Annotated in this window: 15 protein-coding genes and 1 pseudogene; 8 read left to right on the forward strand and 8 right to left on the reverse strand. The window is 72.2% G+C overall.

What is annotated here, in order from left to right; translation table 11 throughout:
* Window position 1: 1 nt before the first annotated feature.
* Window positions 2-922 (reverse strand): annotated as a pseudogene (locus C3486_RS03730) (chitinase); the annotation flags it as partial.
* 491 nt (window positions 923-1,413) lie between these two features.
* Entirely contained in the window at window positions 1,414-2,613 is a 1,200-nt protein-coding gene (locus C3486_RS03735; RefSeq protein WP_103831090.1) for an FAD-dependent monooxygenase, read from the reverse strand.
* A gap of 182 nt (window positions 2,614-2,795) precedes the next feature.
* Between C3486_RS03735 and C3486_RS03740 the strand changes: the two genes are divergently transcribed.
* Window positions 2,796-3,143 (forward strand): VOC family protein, encoded by a 348-nt coding sequence (locus C3486_RS03740; protein ID WP_103831091.1) that lies wholly within the window; start codon window positions 2,796-2,798, stop codon window positions 3,141-3,143.
* Window positions 3,144-3,161: 18 nt separating this feature from the next.
* Here the strand turns inward: C3486_RS03740 and C3486_RS03745 are convergent, their stop codons facing one another.
* Entirely contained in the window at window positions 3,162-4,262 is a 1,101-nt protein-coding gene (locus C3486_RS03745) for a LacI family DNA-binding transcriptional regulator (protein WP_308461215.1), read from the reverse strand.
* A gap of 326 nt (window positions 4,263-4,588) precedes the next feature.
* Between C3486_RS03745 and C3486_RS03750 the strand changes: the two genes are divergently transcribed.
* The 4 genes from C3486_RS03750 (at window position 4,589) to C3486_RS03765 (ending at window position 9,672) form a co-directional block, all read left to right on the forward strand.
* Window positions 4,589-5,920 carry an extracellular solute-binding protein gene (locus C3486_RS03750; RefSeq protein WP_103831093.1) on the forward strand — a complete coding sequence of 444 codons (1,332 nt, stop codon included), beginning with the start codon at window positions 4,589-4,591 and terminating at the stop codon, window positions 5,918-5,920.
* Entirely contained in the window at window positions 5,917-6,906 is a 990-nt protein-coding gene (locus tag C3486_RS03755; RefSeq protein WP_103831094.1) for a carbohydrate ABC transporter permease, read from the forward strand. The genes C3486_RS03750 and C3486_RS03755 overlap by 4 nt, the downstream gene beginning before the upstream one ends.
* Complete coding sequence (locus C3486_RS03760; RefSeq protein WP_103831095.1) at window positions 6,903-7,751, forward strand: carbohydrate ABC transporter permease; 849 nt, start codon at window positions 6,903-6,905, stop codon at window positions 7,749-7,751. Before C3486_RS03755 ends, C3486_RS03760 begins: the two co-directional genes overlap by 4 nt.
* A 145-nt stretch (window positions 7,752-7,896) precedes the next feature.
* The gene (locus tag C3486_RS03765) at window positions 7,897-9,672 is read left to right on the forward strand and encodes a glycoside hydrolase family 13 protein (RefSeq protein ID WP_258052581.1); all 1,776 of its coding nucleotides are present in this window, start codon (window positions 7,897-7,899) and stop codon (window positions 9,670-9,672) included.
* Window positions 9,673-9,794: 122 nt separating this feature from the next.
* Here C3486_RS03765 and C3486_RS03770 read toward each other — a convergent pair whose 3' ends face one another.
* Window positions 9,795-11,000, reverse strand: coding sequence for a low temperature requirement protein A (locus C3486_RS03770; RefSeq protein WP_258052573.1), 1,206 nt, complete (start codon window positions 10,998-11,000; stop codon window positions 9,795-9,797).
* 157 nt (window positions 11,001-11,157) lie between these two features.
* Window positions 11,158-11,847 (reverse strand): nitroreductase, encoded by a 690-nt coding sequence (locus tag C3486_RS03775; RefSeq protein WP_103831096.1) that lies wholly within the window; start codon window positions 11,845-11,847, stop codon window positions 11,158-11,160.
* Window positions 11,848-11,946: 99 nt separating this feature from the next.
* On the opposite strand from C3486_RS03775, the gene C3486_RS03780 reads away from it, so the two are divergent.
* The gene (locus C3486_RS03780) at window positions 11,947-12,540 is read left to right on the forward strand and encodes a TetR/AcrR family transcriptional regulator (RefSeq protein ID WP_103831097.1); all 594 of its coding nucleotides are present in this window, start codon (window positions 11,947-11,949) and stop codon (window positions 12,538-12,540) included.
* A 160-nt stretch (window positions 12,541-12,700) separates the two neighbouring features.
* On the opposite strand, the gene C3486_RS03785 is transcribed toward C3486_RS03780, so the two are convergent.
* Together C3486_RS03785 and C3486_RS03790 are read right to left on the reverse strand one after the other, a co-directional pair.
* On the reverse strand, window positions 12,701-12,937 hold the full coding sequence (locus C3486_RS03785) for a hypothetical protein (RefSeq protein ID WP_103831098.1): 237 nt from the start codon (window positions 12,935-12,937) through the stop codon (window positions 12,701-12,703).
* A gap of 195 nt (window positions 12,938-13,132) precedes the next feature.
* Complete coding sequence (locus tag C3486_RS03790) at window positions 13,133-13,750, reverse strand: TOPRIM nucleotidyl transferase/hydrolase domain-containing protein (protein WP_103831099.1); 618 nt, start codon at window positions 13,748-13,750, stop codon at window positions 13,133-13,135.
* A gap of 138 nt (window positions 13,751-13,888) precedes the next feature.
* On the opposite strand from C3486_RS03790, the gene C3486_RS03795 reads away from it, so the two are divergent.
* Together C3486_RS03795 and C3486_RS03800 are read left to right on the forward strand one after the other, a co-directional pair.
* Complete coding sequence (locus tag C3486_RS03795; protein WP_103831100.1) at window positions 13,889-14,809, forward strand: AEC family transporter; 921 nt, start codon at window positions 13,889-13,891, stop codon at window positions 14,807-14,809.
* Window positions 14,810-15,085: 276 nt separating this feature from the next.
* A complete protein-coding gene (locus C3486_RS03800) occupies window positions 15,086-16,120 on the forward strand; it encodes a CopD family protein (protein ID WP_103831171.1) in 1,035 nt (344 codons plus the stop codon).
* Window positions 16,121-16,172: 52 nt separating this feature from the next.
* Here the strand turns inward: C3486_RS03800 and C3486_RS03805 are convergent, their stop codons facing one another.
* Window positions 16,173-16,946, reverse strand: a complete 774-nt coding sequence (locus tag C3486_RS03805) for a DUF2127 domain-containing protein (RefSeq protein ID WP_103831101.1) — start codon at window positions 16,944-16,946, stop codon at window positions 16,173-16,175.

Consider the following 16,946-nt stretch of genomic DNA (forward strand, 5'->3'; position numbering starts at 1 on the left):
GTCAGCCCGTGTATCCGGCGAAGATCTTGGCGAACTGCCACGGCTCCTGATCCACTCCGGAGCAGGTGTCGTCGTTGGGATAGGCACCGGGGCACGGGCGGTCGCGGTTGGCCGACCAGTAAGTGAGCCGGGCGAGGTGGTGCTCCTGCGCGTACGCGCGGATGGCCTCGAAGTTCTTCGTGGTGACCCGCTCGTCGGCGTCGGTGATGCCGTTCATCGAGGAGATGCCGCTGTGCCGGTAGGCCGCGTCGTCGCTGTAGCCGTAGGCCGTCTTGACGGTGTTCTTCAGGCCCTCGGCGGCCTTCTCGGTCAGCTCGCCCATGTCCTGGCCGCCCGCGTCACCGAAGTCGAACGGCATGATCGTCCAGCCGTCCACCTCCAGCCCTGCGTCGGCGGCCCGCTCGATCATGCCGTCGTCCGGTCCGTCCTGGGCGCTGGGGAACGTGACGTACGTCGTCAGTCCCTGCTTCTCGGCCTTGACCCGCTTCAACGCGTCGATCGTCTTCCGCTGCACCGTGGGGTCGGCGTACGCGTCGCCCTCGATGTCGATGTCGATCGCCTTCAGGCCGTAGGCGTCGATCACCTTCTGGTACGCACCGGCCAGCGCGGTGGCGTCCGGGCAGGTCTGCTCCAGCTTGCTGCCACTGGCGCCGCCGAAGGAGGGGATGACGTCCCCGCCCTTGGCGCGGATGGCGTCCACGGTCTGCGCGTCGACGCCGCCGGTGAGCGGGCGGCTGCCGTCCCACTGGGGGTCGCACGAGCCGTTGCTGAGGACGAACGCGAGGGTGAACCACTTGACGCCGCTGGCGTCCATCACCGTCGCGGGATCGGGCGTGTCACCCCAGCCGTTGTACAGATACGGGGCCACGGCCTGCGGCGCGCCGGCCGCCTCGGGCCCGGTGGCCGGCGTGGCGTCGGCCGCGGCCATTGTGCCGCCACCGATGACCGCCGCGGCGACGACACCGACGGCGCCCCGACGGACCATGCGGATGCGCGGTGACCGTGACCCCGAACGTGACCGCGACTCCGATCGTGACCGTGACTCCGATCGTGATCGTGCCGGTGACCCTGATCGTGACCTGCTTCCATCCTGTGCTGCTGAACTCATGGGAGCTCCTGTGCGGTGTGGGGGGAGCGGGCATCGGCCCGGGACGGTCGCACTGCCGTGATGTGCGCCGCGCGCACCGAAGCGTTGAAGTCCTGGACGCTCAAGGCATGGCTGGCTGCCCTTCGTAGGCGGTGCACAGTCCGTCCGGCCAACCGTGAATGACGCCGGGACCATGCCAACTCGGCCTGGTCCAGACCTGATTCACGCCTTGAGTTAACTCGTCGCAAGAAGGGCCGTCAAGGGATTCGGAATCATCGGCTTCACTTCAAAAGGTGAACGCTCAGGAGCCGACCAGGCCGGCTCGGTCAGAGGCCCGGGGCGAGTTCCGGCCCCATGTACCGCTCCAGGAAGGCCCGCGCGTACGCCGGGTCGTCGCGCAGCCGGAAGAGGCGGGCCCGCCGCAGCCCCTCGACGTAGCCGGCGTCCGGGGTGCCGGGGCGCGGGCCGTGCTGGAGGTGGAGCATGAAGTGGCTGAACTCCTGGACCTGCCACACGTCGGCGAGCCGCCGCCGCGAGTAGGCCGCCAGCACCTCGCTGACGTCACCGCCCGGATCCTCGGAGAAGTGCCGGCCCAGTGCGGCGGCGAGGTCGGCCGCGTCGGCCATCGCCAGGTTCATGCCCTTGCCGCCGGACGGCGGCACGATGTGGGCCGCGTCACCCACCAGCGCCACCCGCCCGAGGTGCATGGGCTCCACCACACGGGTCCGCATCTCCACGATCGACCGGTCGAAGACCGGCCCCCGCCGCAGCGCCCCCGGCGGCAGCGCCAGCCGGGCGTCCAGCTCCCGCCACACCCGTTCCTCGGGCCAGTCGTCCAGGGTCTCGTCCTCCGCCGCCTCCAGGTACAGGCGCGTGACCTCCGGCGACCGCAGCATCTGGCCGGCGAACCCGTCGGCGTGCTGGCCGTACACGGTGTGCGGTGCGAAGGGCGGCGTCTGCGCGAGGACGCCGAGGAGCCGTACGCCGTGCCGCACGTCGTACTCGGTGAAGGCGTCGGCCGGCAGGGCGGCGCGCACGGGACCGTACTGGCCCGCGGCCTCCACCACCACCTCGGCGCGCACCGCCGTGCCGTCCGCGCACCGCACCACCGGCAGCCCGCGCTCGGTGCCGAGGCCGACGACGGGGCGGCCCAGCAGGGTGGCGCCGGCCGCCGACTCGTACCCGTCCAGCAGGTCGGACACCACCTCCTGCTGCGGGTAGACGAAGCTCGGGGTGTCACCGCACAGGTCCGCGTAGTCCAGCCGCACGACCTCGCCGTCGCACCGGAACTCGCACGCGGTGTGCGGCAGGCCCTCGGTACGGAGCCGCTTCGAGAGCCCGAGGCGGTCCATGAGCTGTACGGTGCGGCGCTCCAGGAATCCGGCGCGTGCCCTGGCCAGCAGCTGATCGCGGTCGAACTTGTCGATCACCACGCAGGCGATGCCCCGCTCGCGCAGCAGCGTCGCCAGTGTCAGGCCGGCGGGCCCGGCGCCGACGACGGCCACCTGGGTTTCGATGGTCCCCACCAGAGTGCTCCTTCGGTCGTGCTGGAAGCAGCGTAGGGATCCGCCACCACGCCAAACACACCGGGTCACCCTCGCCACTCGTGTCACCCATGTCACTCGGGCACCCCGCGCTGCCCGTACGCTCCGGGCCCCGGCCGGCGGAGGCAGGGGAGCGGAGCCTCATGGGGCCCTAAGGTGTCAGGATGCGTGCACGAGTGGACGAGGTCGTTTTCGACTGTGCTGATCCGCAGGGGCTGGCCCGGTTCTGGGGGCGGCTGCTGGACGCGGAGCCGGTGGCGCGGAACGCGGAGTGGAGCTATGTCGATCCGCCGGAGATGCCGCGGCTGGCCTTCCAGCGGGTGCCCGAGCCGAAGAGCACGAAGAACCGGGTGCATCTGGACCTGTTGGCCGGGGACATTCCCACGGCGACGGCCGAGGCCGTCCGGCTGGGTGCGGTCGCCGTCGGTGAGCTGGTGACGAATCCGTACGGGCAGTTCCAGGTGCTGACCGACCCCGAGGGCAACGAGTTCTGCTTCGTCAGCGGGCACTGACGCCGGGGGAGGGGGAGGTCACACGCTGCTGCCGTCTTCCTCCCACGTCGGCTTCTCCCACGTCGGCTCCTCCCGCGCCGGATCCTCTCGCCCCTGCGCCTCCCGTACCGGCCCCGTGGTCCCCCGGGGGATCAGATGCGTCGGCAGGACGACGTGCCGGGCCGGGTCGGCGGACGGGTCGCCGATGAGGGTGCGGGCGAGAGTGCCGGCCGCGCGGCCGACCTCGGCGGCGGGCTGGGCGATGGTGGTGAGATCCAGCCATTCGGCGTGGTCGTGGTCGTCGAAGCCGAGGACGGAGACGCGGTCCGGTACGTCGATCCCGGAGGACCGCAGTACCCACAGCACCTCCATCGCTATCTCGTCGGTCTCGGCGAACACCGCGGTCGGCGGGTCCGCCAGACAGAGCAGCCGGCCGACGGCCTCGGCGGTGGCGCGCCGGCCGCGCGAGGTGCTGACCACCAGCTCCTCGTCGTACGGGACGGCCGCCTCGGCGAGGGCCTCGCGGTAACCGAACAGGCGGGTGCGCGAGCTGCACGTGAAGCCGGAGTCGGGGGCCGCGCGGACGAAGGCGATCCGGCGGTGGCCGAGGCCGCGCAGGTAGCGGGTGCCGGCGCGGGCCGCCGCGATGTCCTCGACGTACACACTGGCCCGGCCGGGGGCGTGCTGGCTGACGTACACCACCGGGACGCCCAGCCCGTCCAGCCGGGCGAACTCCGCCTCGGTCAGGTCGAAGGAGACGACCAGGAGCGCGTCGGCGTTGCGGCGGGCCGGCAGCCGGTCGAAGAAGGCGGCGCGTTCCGTGAGGTCGCCGACGCTGTAGACCTTCAGGTCCAGGCCCGCGTCCCGCAGTATCTCGCTGAGGCCGCGCAGCACCTGCCCGACGAACCACGAGCCGAGGGTGGGCGCGAGGACCGCGACCGTGCCGGTCTTGCCGGTGACCAGGCTGGACGCCTGCCGGGAAATGACGAAGGAGAGTTCGCGGGCCGCCGCTTCCACCCTCGTCCTGGCGTCGTCCGAGACGGTGGAGAGGCCACGCAGGGTCCGCGAGACCGTGGAGACCGAGACCCCCGCCCGTTCGGCCACGTCGGCCATGGTGGGGAGACGCTGCGCTGGAGGCATGTCCGGAACGTAGCACAGGTGTAGGCCACATGGACCTGGTCGGTGACAGCGTTATCACCGAGGTCGGGGCGGAATTCCGCCGTGCTGGGGCCGAGTTGTCCTCATGACCGGCCCCTGCTGACGCCGTGACAGGTCCGATGATACGGGGGCAAGTCGACCATTCTGCCTGGTTCTTCGTGGGAGCGGACGCCTCTTCTTGTTGCTGCGCGTGGCATTGACAGGCATGAGGGCCGTCCCTAGCGTGCAAGCGTTGTCAGGAGCACCTCCCAGTGCCCTCCTTTCGACGCCTCCCCTCAGCGTTCTCCCTCGGTCAGGAGCGCATCGTCATGCCGTTGAGCCGCAGATCCCTCCTCAGAACCACCGCCGGGGCCGCCGTCCCGCTCGTCGCCGCGACCGGCTGCGGGCGTGCCGCCGCGCGCGGCCCGGACGTCTCGGACGCCACCGAGGTGCCGCGCGGTCCGGTCACCATCCGCTGGTGGGCCGGGCGGGTAGCGGCCCGCGACGGCAGCGACCTGAGACCGGCCCTGGTCAGGGCTTTCCGGCGGAAGCACCCCAACGTCACCGTAAGGTTGATCGCCGCACCGCCGACCACGGACGTGGCACGCGCGACCCTCACCACGCAGGTGGCGAGCGGCAGTCCGTCGCCCGACGTGTACATGGGCGACGTCGCCTGGCCCGCCCAGTTCGCGTACAACTCGCTGGCGCTGGCGCTGGACCCGCTGCTGCCGAAGGGCTATTGGCAGCGCTATCCCGAGGAGCTGGTCCGGGCGCTGACGTACCAGGGGCAGGTGTACGCCTTCCCGTTCTACCTCGACGAGGCGTTCCTGTACTACCGCAAGGACCTGCTGCACAAGCACGGGCTGCGGCCGCCCGGTTCGTGGGAGGAGCTGGCGACCACCGCCACGAAGATCCAGCGGGCGGGCGACGCCGACTTCGGCTTCGTGTGGCAGGGCACCGTGTACGAAGGGCTGACCGCGAACGTCGCGGAGCTGGTCGCCGACGCCGGCGGCAGCATCCTCTCTCCCGATGCCCGCAAGGTCACCTTCGACGGGCCGGCGGGCGTGCGGGCCCTGACCTACCTGCGCGAGCTGATCACCCGCGGGGTCACCCCGTCCTCGGTGACGACCTTCGTCGAGCAGGACAGCCTGGACGCCTTCACCAGCGGCCGGTCGGTCTTCCTGCGGAACTGGCTGTACGCCTGGGGCGTCGCGGACAACCCGGCGTCCTCGCAGGTCGCGGGGAAGATCGGGGTGATGCGGCGGCCCGGCTTCGAAGGCGGCACGGGCGGCCGCAGCTGTCTGGGCGGCTGGTGCAACTACCTCAATCCGCACTCCCGCAACCTCGGCACGGCCCTGGCGTTCGCCCGCTTCCTCGCCGAGGAGGGCCAGTCGATCCTGGCCCGGGACGCGGCCGTGCTGCCGCCGCTCCTCTCCCAGCTGCACGGCAGGGCCGTCGCCAGGTCGGCCAACCCGGCCTTCGCGCTCGCCCGCGACGTACGGCTGGTCGCCCGGCCGACCCGGACCCCGGAGTACCCCATGGTCAGCAAGGCGGTGTTCACACCGGTCAACGAAGTGCTCAGCGGCGGCACGAGCGTACGGCAGGCGCTGGCGCACGCCCGCGGCGACCTGCAGGCCGCACTGCGGGGGGAGGCATTGTGACGGTCCCTCAGGCACCGACGCCCACGGCCACCCGGCCGGCACCGCGGCGTCCCGCACCCACCGCGCGCAAGGACGGCAAGCAGCGCCCGCCGGCCGGTCTCGCGCGCCGCCGGGCCCGCACCGGCTGGCTCTACACCACCCCGGCGCTCGTGGTGATCGCCCTGGTGACGGTCTTCCCGGTGCTGTACTCCGTCGTCCTCAGCTTCAGCAAGGTCCGCTTCACCTTCGGCGGCACCCACGTCGAGGAGTGGACGCTCGGCAACTACACGACCATGCTGGCCAGCCCGGTCTGGCTGGAGGCGCTGGCCTTCACGGTCGGCTACACACTGGTGACGGTGGCCGTGGAGATCGCCCTCGGCATCGCGGTGGCGGTGCTGCTGGACCGGCTGGAGGCCGGGCGCGGCTGGATCCTCGCGCTGCTGCTCATTCCCTGGTCGCTGATCACGGTGGTCTCAGCGCAGCTGTGGGACTTCCTGTACGACGCCACGTTCGGCGCCGTGACCTGGCTGTTCGGGCTGGTGATGGACCAGTCGCCGGTCATCCTCGGCACACCCGTCCCCGCGATCACCGGGATGGCGGTCGCCGACGTCTGGAAGACCACTCCGTTCGTCGCGGTGATCATCCTGGCCGGGCTGGTCCGCATCCCGAAGGAGCGGTACGAGGCGGCCGAGGTGGACGGCGCGGGGGCGTGGACCACCTTCTGGAACGTCGTCCTGCCCGCGCTGCGCCCCGTGGTGTCGGTGGCGGTGCTCTTCCGCGTACTGCAGGCCTTCGGCATCTTCGACCTGCCGTTCGTGCTCACCCAGGGCGGCCCCGGCACGGCCACGCAGTCCCTCGCCGTACTCGGGTACAAGACGCTCTTCCAGAACCTCGACATCGGCATGGGCGCGGCGATCGCCACGAGTACGGGCGTGCTGGTCATCGCCTGCTGTCTGCTGTTCCTGCGGATGTTCCGCAACCAGGTCGACGAAGGGGGCGCGGCATGACGCGCGGCCGCGGGCGCACGGGCGTGCGCCGGTATGTGAACGTGGTCAACGTCGGTGCGCTGGTGCTGGTCGCCGTGACCGCGCTGCCACTGCTGTGGATGGCGGTGACCTCGTTCAAGACGGCGCGGGAGAACGGCACACTGCCGCCGACCCCCGTCCCGCTCCATCCGACCCTGGCCAACTACCGGCAGGCGCTGGGCTCGGCGGGCTTCGACCGCTACCTGCTCAACAGCGCGGTGGTGGCCGTCAGCGCCACCGCGATCGTCCTCGGGCTCGGACTGTTCGCCGGGTACGCGCTGGCCCGTACGCCGATGCGCGGGCGCGGCCCGGTGATGACAGCGCTGCTGATGATCTCCGTCTTCCCGACCATCGCAGTGGTCACCCCGCTGTACCTCGTCGAGCGCGAGCTGAACCTGCTCAACAGCTACTGGGGCCTGATCATCCCGTACATCGCCTTCCACCTGCCGTTCGCCATCTGGATCCTGCGCAACTCGCTGCTGGGCATCCCGTACGAGCTGGAGGAGGCGGCGACGGTGGACGGCGCGGGCCCGACCCGCACACTGCTGTCGGTGATCCTGCCGCAGGCCAGGCCGGCGCTGTTCACGGCCGGGGTGTTCACCTTCACCGCCACCTGGACGGAGTTCCTGATGGCGCTCACCTTCAACAGCGAGGACGCCTACCGGACCGTGCCCGTGGGCATCGCACTCTTCAGCAGCCAGTACGAGATCCCGTACGGCACGATCTTCGCCGGCGCGATGGCCGCGACGGTGCCGATCGCCCTCCTCGTCCTGGTGTTCCGGCGCGCCGTGCTGTCCGGCCTCACCGACGGCGCGGTCAAGGGATGACCGGTGCCCGGCCAGCCCGTCCCCACCGTTGTGCGCATCCGACCCGCTTCGTGAAGGAGCTTTCGTGACCGACCCCCACGCGACCGATTCCGCCGTGACCGGCCTGCCTGCGAAGGACACCGGCCCCGCCGGGACGGACGCCGTCGTGCTGGCTCCCGCCGTCGCCGACGCGTCCTCGCAGGACCCCAATTGGTGGCGGCAGGCCGTCATCTACCAGGTCTACCCGCGCAGCTTCGCCGACAGCGACGGCGACGGCATCGGCGACCTGCCCGGCCTCACCGGCCGGCTCACCCACCTCGCCTCCCTCGGCGTCGACGCGCTGTGGCTGAGCCCCTTCTACCCCTCCGAGCTGGCCGACGGCGGCTACGACGTGGCCGACTTCCGGGACGTCGACCCGCGCCTCGGCACCCTCGCCGACTTCGACGCCATGGTCGCCGAAGCACACCGGCTGGGCCTGAAGATCCTGGTGGACCTGGTCCCCAACCACACCTCCGACCAGCACGTATGGTTCCAGGAGGCACTGGCGTCACCGCCCGGCTCGGCGGCCCGCGCCCGGTACGTCTTCCGCGACGGGCGCGGCGAGAACGGAGAGCTGCCGCCCTCGGACTGGGTCTCGCGCTTCGGCGGCAGCGCCTGGAAGCGGGTGCCGGACGGCCAGTGGTACCTCCACCTCTTCGCCCCCGAGCAGCCGGACCTCGACTGGACCAACGAAGAGGTCCGCGAGGACTTCCGCCGCACGCTGCGCTTCTGGTCCGACCGCGGCGTCGACGGCTTCCGCATCGACGTGGCGCACGGCCTGGCCAAGGACCTCACCGAGCCGCTGCGCGACATGGGCGACAACCAGTTCAAGGGCGACCACGACCTGATGCCCGACGGCACCCACCCGCACTGGGACCGGGACGAGGTGCACGAGATCTACCGGGACTGGCGGATCGTCCTGGACTCCTACGACCCGCCGCGGATGGCGGTCGCCGAGGCCTGGGTGAAGAACTCCCGCCGGGTCCTCTACACCCGCCCCGACGAGCTGGGCCAGGCGTTCAACTTCGAGTACCTCCAGGCGGAGTGGACGGCGCCCGCACTGCGCAAGGTCATCACCGAGTCGCTGGCCACGGCCGCCGCGGCGGGCGCGTCCGCGACCTGGGTGCTCTCCAACCACGATGTCGTACGGCACGCCTCGCGGCTCGCGCTGCCTCTCGGCACCGACACCGACGCGTGGCTGCTGAGCGACGGCAAGGACCCGGCCCCCGACCTCGAATCGGGGCTGCGCCGGGCCCGCGCCGCGACGCTGCTGATGCTCGCCCTGCCCGGTGCTTCCTACGTCTACCAGGGCGAGGAACTGGGCCTCCCGGAGGTCGCCGACCTGCCCGCCGAGGCGCTCCAGGACCCGGTGTGGGAGAACACCGGACACACCCGCAAGGGCCGGGACGGCTGCCGGGTGCCGCTGCCGTGGACCCGCGGGGGTACGTCGTACGGCTTCGGGCCCGGCGGGGCCTGGCTGCCGCAGCCGCCGGTCTTCGGCGAGCTGTCGGTGGCGGCGCAGGACGGCGTCGAGGGTTCCACGCTGGAGCTGTACCGCGCGGCCCTCCGGCTCCGTCGCGAGCTGCAGGGCGACGAGTCGCTGGAGTGGCTGTCGGCACCGGACGAGACGGCGGCGGAGGGCCCAGCGGCGGACGGGGCGGTGGCGGACCGTACGTCGGAGGGCGGCGCGGCGGGAGGAGCGGCGGCGGATGGTGCGGCCGGCACCGGTACCGGTACCGCGGACCTCATCCACTTCCGCCGCTCGACCGGCTGGCAGTGCCTCGCCAACCTCTCGGACCGGCCCGTGTCCCTGCCCGCCGGTGAGGTACTGCTCGCCAGCGGTCCGCTGACGGGCGGCCAGCTCCCGCCGGACACCACGGTGTGGCTGCGCGCCGCGCGCTGATGACGCACCGTCACTTCGCGGGGCCCTGCCGGCGGTGCCCCGCGAAGTGACGTCGGCCCTCCCTCCCGGCGCACGGCACTCAGCTCGCTCGGCCGCCGGGTCGGCCCAATCAGGCCAAGGATTCAGTGCACCGGTGCGGCCCGGTGGCAGAAGACCGTCAGGTTGGCGGCCAGCGTCGCGGCGACGGTCAGTCCGATGCCCAGCACGGCGCCGCCCACGCCCAGTACGGGCGCGCTGAAGCCGAGGGCCAGTACGACGAGCACGCCCACCGCCACCAGCAGAGCGTGGCCCACGGCACCGGTACCGGTCATCCGGTGCAGCACGCCGAGGACGACGAGTACCACCGCCGTCGGGACGGCCACGGCCAGCCCGGCGCCACGGGCGGACAGGTGGGCGTGGTGCTCGGTGGCGTCGAGCGCTGCCTCCAGCCCCGCACCGAGCGCGGCCAGTGCCGCGAAGACGACGTAGTGGCCGTACCCCCAGGTCAGAGCCGTATGGAGGGTACTGAGGCGGGCGTCGCTGCCGGTGAAGTAGATCCACCACAGGGCGAAGACCAGGAACAGCCCGCCGAGCACGATCAGCAGGACGTCCGTGGACAGGCCGTGCGCGGACACGGCCGACTGGACGGCCGAGAGCGAGGCGAGGATGACCTCGCCGAGCACGATGATGGTGAACAGGCTGTACCGCTCGGTGATGTGTTCCGGGTGCCAGCTGGTGGCCCTCCCGTGGTTCTCCGCCCAGGCCGGCACGGCGAGCTCCGCCGCCACGAGCAGGACGAAGGTGAGGGGGGCCCAGACGCCCGTGGACCAGAGCCGGGCGATCCAGCCGACCTGCACCACGACGATGCCCGCCGCGTACCGCAGGGCAGCCGGGCGGCCTTCGGGGTGTTCGGTGGCGGCCCGGAGCCACTGGGTGATGATGGCGATGCGCATGATGACGTAACCGACCACCACGAGCGCGAAGTCGCCGTGCTGGAACGCGCTGGGCACGCCGGCGGCCAGTACCAGCACGCCCGCCATCTGCAGCAGCGTCAGCAGCCGGTAGGGAACGTCGTCGGTGTCGTAGGCGGAGGCGAACCAGGTGAAGTTCATCCACGCCCACCAGATCGCGAAGAACACCGCGGCGTACCCCGCCAGACCGGCGCCGAAGTGCCCCTCGGCCAGCGCGTGATGGAGCTGGGCCGCGGCCTGGGAGACCGCGACCACGAACGTCAGGTCGAACAACAGCTCCAGCGGCGTCGACGCCCGGTGCTCCTCCTCCGGATCACGCGCCCGCATCCTCCGCAGCAGCGTCCCGGTCCGTACCACCGCACCATTGCCTTCGCTCATGCCGCCTCTCCCATGTCTTTCCCGGCGCTTGACGTCCACCGACGAGCCTAGGCGGATCATGCGGGCGGGAATCGGCACCGGGCCGAACGGCGAGCGCCGCCGACCGCCCGAGCGTTCAGCTTTGGCACCCGGGTGCCGCTTCCGTGCTGTGACGGTCCTAGCCGTGGAAGGCCGTGACCGCTTCGAGGGCTGCGCGTTCGGTGGTGACGTGGTTGACCGGTGCGGATGCGTCGGCGTAGCCGAAGGAGATGCCCACGAGCAGCTTTCCTTCGCTGACGCCCAGTTCGGCGCGGACCGTGTCGGCGTAGAAGCTCAGCAGTCCCTGGGGGCAGCTCGCCACGCCGTACGCGGTCATCGCCAGGAGCAGGGTCTGCATGTAGGCGCCGACGTCAGCGGCCAGCCGGGGCCCGCCGTCCCCGGTGACGAACAGGAACGCGGCGTGCGGCGCGCCGTAGAAACGCAGGCTCTCCGCGTCGTAGGCCGCCCGCGCCTCGTGATCGTCGGCACCGATGCCCAGTGCGCCGTACAGCTGGGCGCCGAACGCTCGCCGGCGCGCCTGGTGCTCCTGTGCGTACATGGTCTCCGCGTACGGAAGGTCGGCCGAGAGGCGCTGCTCGGCGTGGGCCGCCTGCAGGGCACCGGCCAGGCGCTCCCGTGGGGCGCCGCTCACCACCTCCACCCGCCAGGGCTGTGCGTTGGAGTTGGACGGCGCGGCGCCGGCCAGCGAGAAGATCGCCCGCATCGTGTCCTCGGGCACCGCTTCCGGGCGGAACGCACGGGTGGCGTGCCGGCCGCGTATCAGCTTCTCCGCACAGCCGCTCAGCTCGGTGGGAACCAACGGGCTCATGAGACCCTCCTCGACGACAATCTGTGTAAACGGATGCGTTTACCTTCCGGACGCTAACAGCCTCGGCCCGCGAAGTAAACGCAGACGTATACTTGCTGCGTGAGTGCGACGACTACGACACCCCAAGGGCGCGGGCGCGGCGGGCGGGAGCGCATCCTGGCCGCCGCCGCCCGGCTGTTCGCGGTCCAGGGCATCAACGCGACCGGCATGGAACAGGTCGCGGAGGAAGCGCCGGTGTCCAAGCGCACGCTTTACGCGCACTTCCGGACCAAGAGCGATCTGGTGATCGCCTACCTGGAGGGGCTCGCCTCCTCGGGGGCCACGCTGGAAGGCGTACTGACCCGCGAGGACGTCTCCCCGCGTGACCGCATCCTCGGACTGTTCGACCAGCCCGCACCGGACGCGGACCCGGTGCGCGGGTGCCCGTTCATCGATGCGGCTGCGGAGTTCCCCGACCCGGACAGCGCGGTCCACTCCTACGCCCGCGAACAGAAACTGAAGATGGTGCGGCTGGTCACCGCGCTGGTGGCGGAGCTGGGCTGCCGCGAACCCGCCGCGCTCGCCGAGCAACTGGTCACCCTCGCGGACGGAGCGGCCAGCCGGGCCATGGTGCTGGGCGAAGCGGACTACGGCCGGCACGCACGGGCGGCGGCGGAGACCCTCCTCTCGCAGGCCCTGCCGAGCACGACCTGACGCGGGAGGCTCCTCACCTGCCGGCGCTATCGACGAGGCCGGCGCTGCCGACGAGGCCGGCGCTGTCGACGAGGCGGGGACGCGGCGGCGTGCCCGTGCCATGCCGGCCACACCGCCTGATGCCGCCAGGCGCTGCCCGGTGCCGCCGCGTCGTACGCCCTTATCCGTCCCGCTCCTCCAGGGCGCGGGCCTGGCGGCGCAGCTCCGCGCGGGTGGCGGCGGACCGTCGCTCGGTCGCGGTCCAGAAGGGATGGCCGGCGATACGGGCGGAGAGCAGCTGGAGCCGGCGGCGCAGCGCGGCGGTGTTCGCCGGCCGTGCGGCGAGGGCGGCGTAGGTGCGGTTCCAGTCGCGTTGTGCGTCGAGCAGGTCTCGGGGGAAGGGAGTGGTGTGCGCCATGGCTCGAATTAGACCACGTGTTCGATTTTCGGGTCACGTCGCCACGGCGCGGTGCGCGGTGAGTACCGAGTGCGAGGTGCGGGGTGCAGAGTGCGGAGTACGGGATGCCGGATGCGGAGCCGCGAGCGTGCCGCCGTGTGCGTCCGTCCCGGCCGTACGCGTCGCTCGCAGTAGCTCCCAGGCGCCCCCGGTCGCTCACAAGCGCGCGAAGAGGCCGTCGAGAGGAGCCGGTACCCGCTCGGGGGAGAGGGCTTCGGCGAGGAGGCGGCCGTAGCGGATCTTGCGGCCCTTCTTGGTGCCGAGGAAGCGCCGTAGCTGGCGCTGCCGGGGGCGGCCGTGCTGGGCGGGCTGGTGCAGGAACGTCTGCCAGGCGCGGTGGTCACCCTCCGCCCGGATGATCTCCTCGACGCTCGCCGGTCCCAGCGCGCGGATGAACTCGTCCTCCAGGTCGCTCACGCACACGAAGACGTCCCGGCGGGGCGCCCGGGCCCGTTCCAGGCCGCGGTCGAAGAAGCGCTGCTCGTTCTCGTCGCACAGTCCTGCCAGGCGGAGGCCGAGGCCGGGCGGCCCGAGGAGCGTGGCGTACCGGCCGATGCTCATCGCCCCGCCCATCGCCACGACGCACACCCCCTCGGCGGCCAGGTCCCGGCCGCGCCGTGCGGCCAGGGTCTCCACCGCCGCGAGGTCGCTGGGGCCTTCGAGCAGCACCGCGGTCCGTACGCCCAGCCGCAGGGCCAGCTCACCCGCCGGTCCGCCGGGGCCGCCGGCCGCCCAGCCGCTGACCTCGTCCCGGAACGCCTGCATGTCCGCCATGGAGCGAGTGTGCACCGCCATCGGCGGCACGGCACGGAAATATCCGAAAGCCCCGGCCGCCACCGGACCCCGCCGACGCCGCTGCCGACGTCTCCTCCGAGAATCGCACCAAGCAGCGGCACCTCAGCAAGGAAGAGCATGCAGGGAGTTCTCACCGGTTTCATGGTGATCGCCGTCGTCGTCGGCGTCGGTTACGTCATCGGGCGGCGCGCGTACCTCGGCAGTGACGGCCGGTACGTCCTGACCCGGCTCGCCTTCAGCGTCGCCACTCCCTGCCTGCTCTTCACCACGCTCGCGGGCGCCGACCTGCGCATCCTCCTGTCCGAGCGGCTGGTCGTCACCGCGCTCAGTACGGTGGCGGCGGCCGCCCTCTTCACCGCCGTCGGCCTCCTGAGGCGCTGGGAGGCGGGACAGCTCACCATCGGTGCCCTCTGCTCCAGCTACGTCAACGCCGGCAATCTCGGCATCCCCATCGCCGTCTACGTGTTGGGAGATGCCTCGCTCGTCGCGCCCGTGCTGCTCTTCCAGCAGATCATCGTCACCCCGCTCGCGCTGACCCTCCTCGACCTGACCCGGCCCGGCGAGCCGCAGTCCCTCCTGCGACGGCTGACCACGCCGCTGCGCAACCCGATGGCCCTCGGCTCGCTCGCGGGCGTCACCGTCGCCGCCGGCGGCTGGGCCGTTCCCCGGCCGGTGCTCGAACCCCTCACCCTCATCGGCAACATGTCCGTCCCCGCCGTCCTGCTGGCCTTCGGCATATCCCTGTGCGGCTCCGGCCTGCCCGCACGCGGTGACCACCGGCCCGCCATCGTGCTGTCGGCCGTCCTCAAGACCGTGGTCCAGCCCGTCACGGCCTGGGCCCTTGGCGCCGCAGTCTTCCACCTGCACGGCGCCGACCTGCTCGACGTCGTCGTGATCGCCGCGCTGCCGGCCGCCCAGAACCTCTACACCTACGCCTCCCAGTACCGCGTGGCCGAACGCCTCGCCCGCGAATCCGTCCTGCTGTCCACCCTCCTCTCCGTCCCTGCCCTCGTCGCCATCGCGGCGCTGCTGGGATAGCGGCCCCGCGCCCGCGGATGACGGCCCCGCGCCCGCGGATGGCCGCCCCGCACCCGCGGAGAGCGGTCCCGCGTCCGCTTCGTACGGTCGATACCGGCCGTTCGTGGCCGTCGCGGCGTCACATTCCGCCCGGTGGTGTCCAGGGACCCCGCACGTGCCCCCGGTGTGCAGTAAGTACTTTCCTGCACATGGGCGACTTCTCCGCGGGAAACAAGCGGAAGGCGCCTTTTCGGATAGGGATGGTGCAGCCATCCGTGAACTCGCGAGGTGCTCTCCATGCGACCGCCCACCGCGCCGGCCGACGACACGGCCACGCCTGCAGCCGGCCCCGCGACCGCGGCCGCACCGGACCGTGCCGACGTCAGGCGGGCCGCGCTCCTGCTCCTGCTCGCCATGGCCGGCGCGGCCGTGGCGCTGCTCGGGCCCGGGGCCGCCCTGCACGGTACGGGGGAGGCGGAGGCGCCGGCGGCCGGGTGGGTCTCGCTGCTGCGGGGCGTGGTGCTGGCGGCGGTGTGCGTCCAGACCGGCGAGGTGGCCGGTACGTGGCTGGCGCGCCGCGTCCCCGGCGGGCCGGCGCCGCTGCCGCGTGCCTGGTCAGCGGGGGTCGGGCTGGCCGGTGCGCTGGCCGCGGCAGGGCTCGCCGCGATCGTCTCCGACGGCAACCTCGTGCCGCAGAGCCTCGCCGACCTGGACCTCAGCGGCCTCTACCGGACGCGCGACGGCATGCTCGCGCTGCTGGAGGTCAACGCCTTCCTCGTCGCCGCCCTCCTGGCCCGCTCGCGCCGCCCGGCCGCACAGGCGGCGCCCCTCGCCGTCCTCGTCGTGTGCGAGGCACTGCGCGCCCACCCGGCGCCGGAGGACACCCCGCTCGTCGGCTCGGCCCTCACCCTCCTCCACCTGACCTGTGCGGCGCTCTGGGCCGGCACCCTCCTCCATGTGCTGCGCACCCTGCGGCTGTGGCGTACGGCGGCGCCGGGTCCGGGCGCGGTGCTGCTCGCCCGGTACGCCCGCGGGGCCGTCTTCCTGCTCGCCGCGCTGACCGCGACCGGAGTGTGCAGCACCCTGCGGCGGATGCCGCCCGGCACCGTCCTCGGCCAGCTCACCGGCACCGCGTACGGCCGCGTCCTGCTCGCCAAGCTCCTGCTGGTGGCCGTCACCAGCGCACTGGCCCTGTACGCCCGGCTCCGGCTGCGCCGCGCCGACGACCCGCTCAGCGCCTGTGCCCCCGCACGCGCCGAACTGGTACTCCTGGGCACCACCGTGGCGGTGACCGCGCTGCTGACCGCCCTGCCGGTACCGATCCGCTGGTGAGCGAGCGGACCGGCACCACACGCCGGGTCCGGGCCGTCCCGCTGACCCCCTGTCAGCCGTTCTCGGGGGCCGCGCCGGCCGACGTCTCCACCTCCAGCAGCGAGGCGCTGTGCCGCTCGGACTCGTACGCCGCCCTGCCGCCGCGCAGCCCGAACAGCCGCTTGGACACCGCGATGTACACCACCACCAGGATGTTCACCACGAAGGTGGCGATCCGCAGCCAGCTCACCTTCTCGGTCAGCTCGTAGACCTCCAGGGGCAGGAAAGCGGCCGTGGCCACCACCGCCAGGTACTCGGCCCACCGCTTGAGCAGCCACAGGCCCACGCCTTCGAGGAGTTCGACGAGCGCGTAGACCAGCAGTGCGACCGCCACGAACGTCAGGGTGGAGTGCCGGTACTGGAAGACCCTGCGGATCGTGTCGACCACCGGCGAGTGGTCCAGGTCGAAGTGGAAGTGACGGGCGACCGGCCGGAGGGCGACGAGATTTTCGTCGAAGAGGCGGTGGACGGAATCCTTGCTGTTGCTGAACTTCCACACCGCGTACGCGGCCAGCAGCACGAACAGCCCCCGCACGGCCCGCTCCACGGCGATCAGCCGGATGATGACCGTGTCGCGCAGGGCCCTGCCGCGCGGCACGAGCGGGGCGTCGGCCGCGGGCCCGCTGCCCTGCGGCGGGCCGACGGCGAAGTCCCCGCAGCGCAGGCAGCGCCACGCCTCACCCACCGCGGTGGGCGCGCGCAACCGCTCGCGCAGGGCTGCTTCCTCGGGTGCGTACGTGACATGCCCGCGGCGCGCACACGCGCGCCGGTCCCAGTCGATCTTCAT

The sequence above is a fragment of the Streptomyces sp. Ru73 genome (assembly GCF_002920575.1).
Classification (GTDB): domain Bacteria; phylum Actinomycetota; class Actinomycetes; order Streptomycetales; family Streptomycetaceae; genus Streptomyces.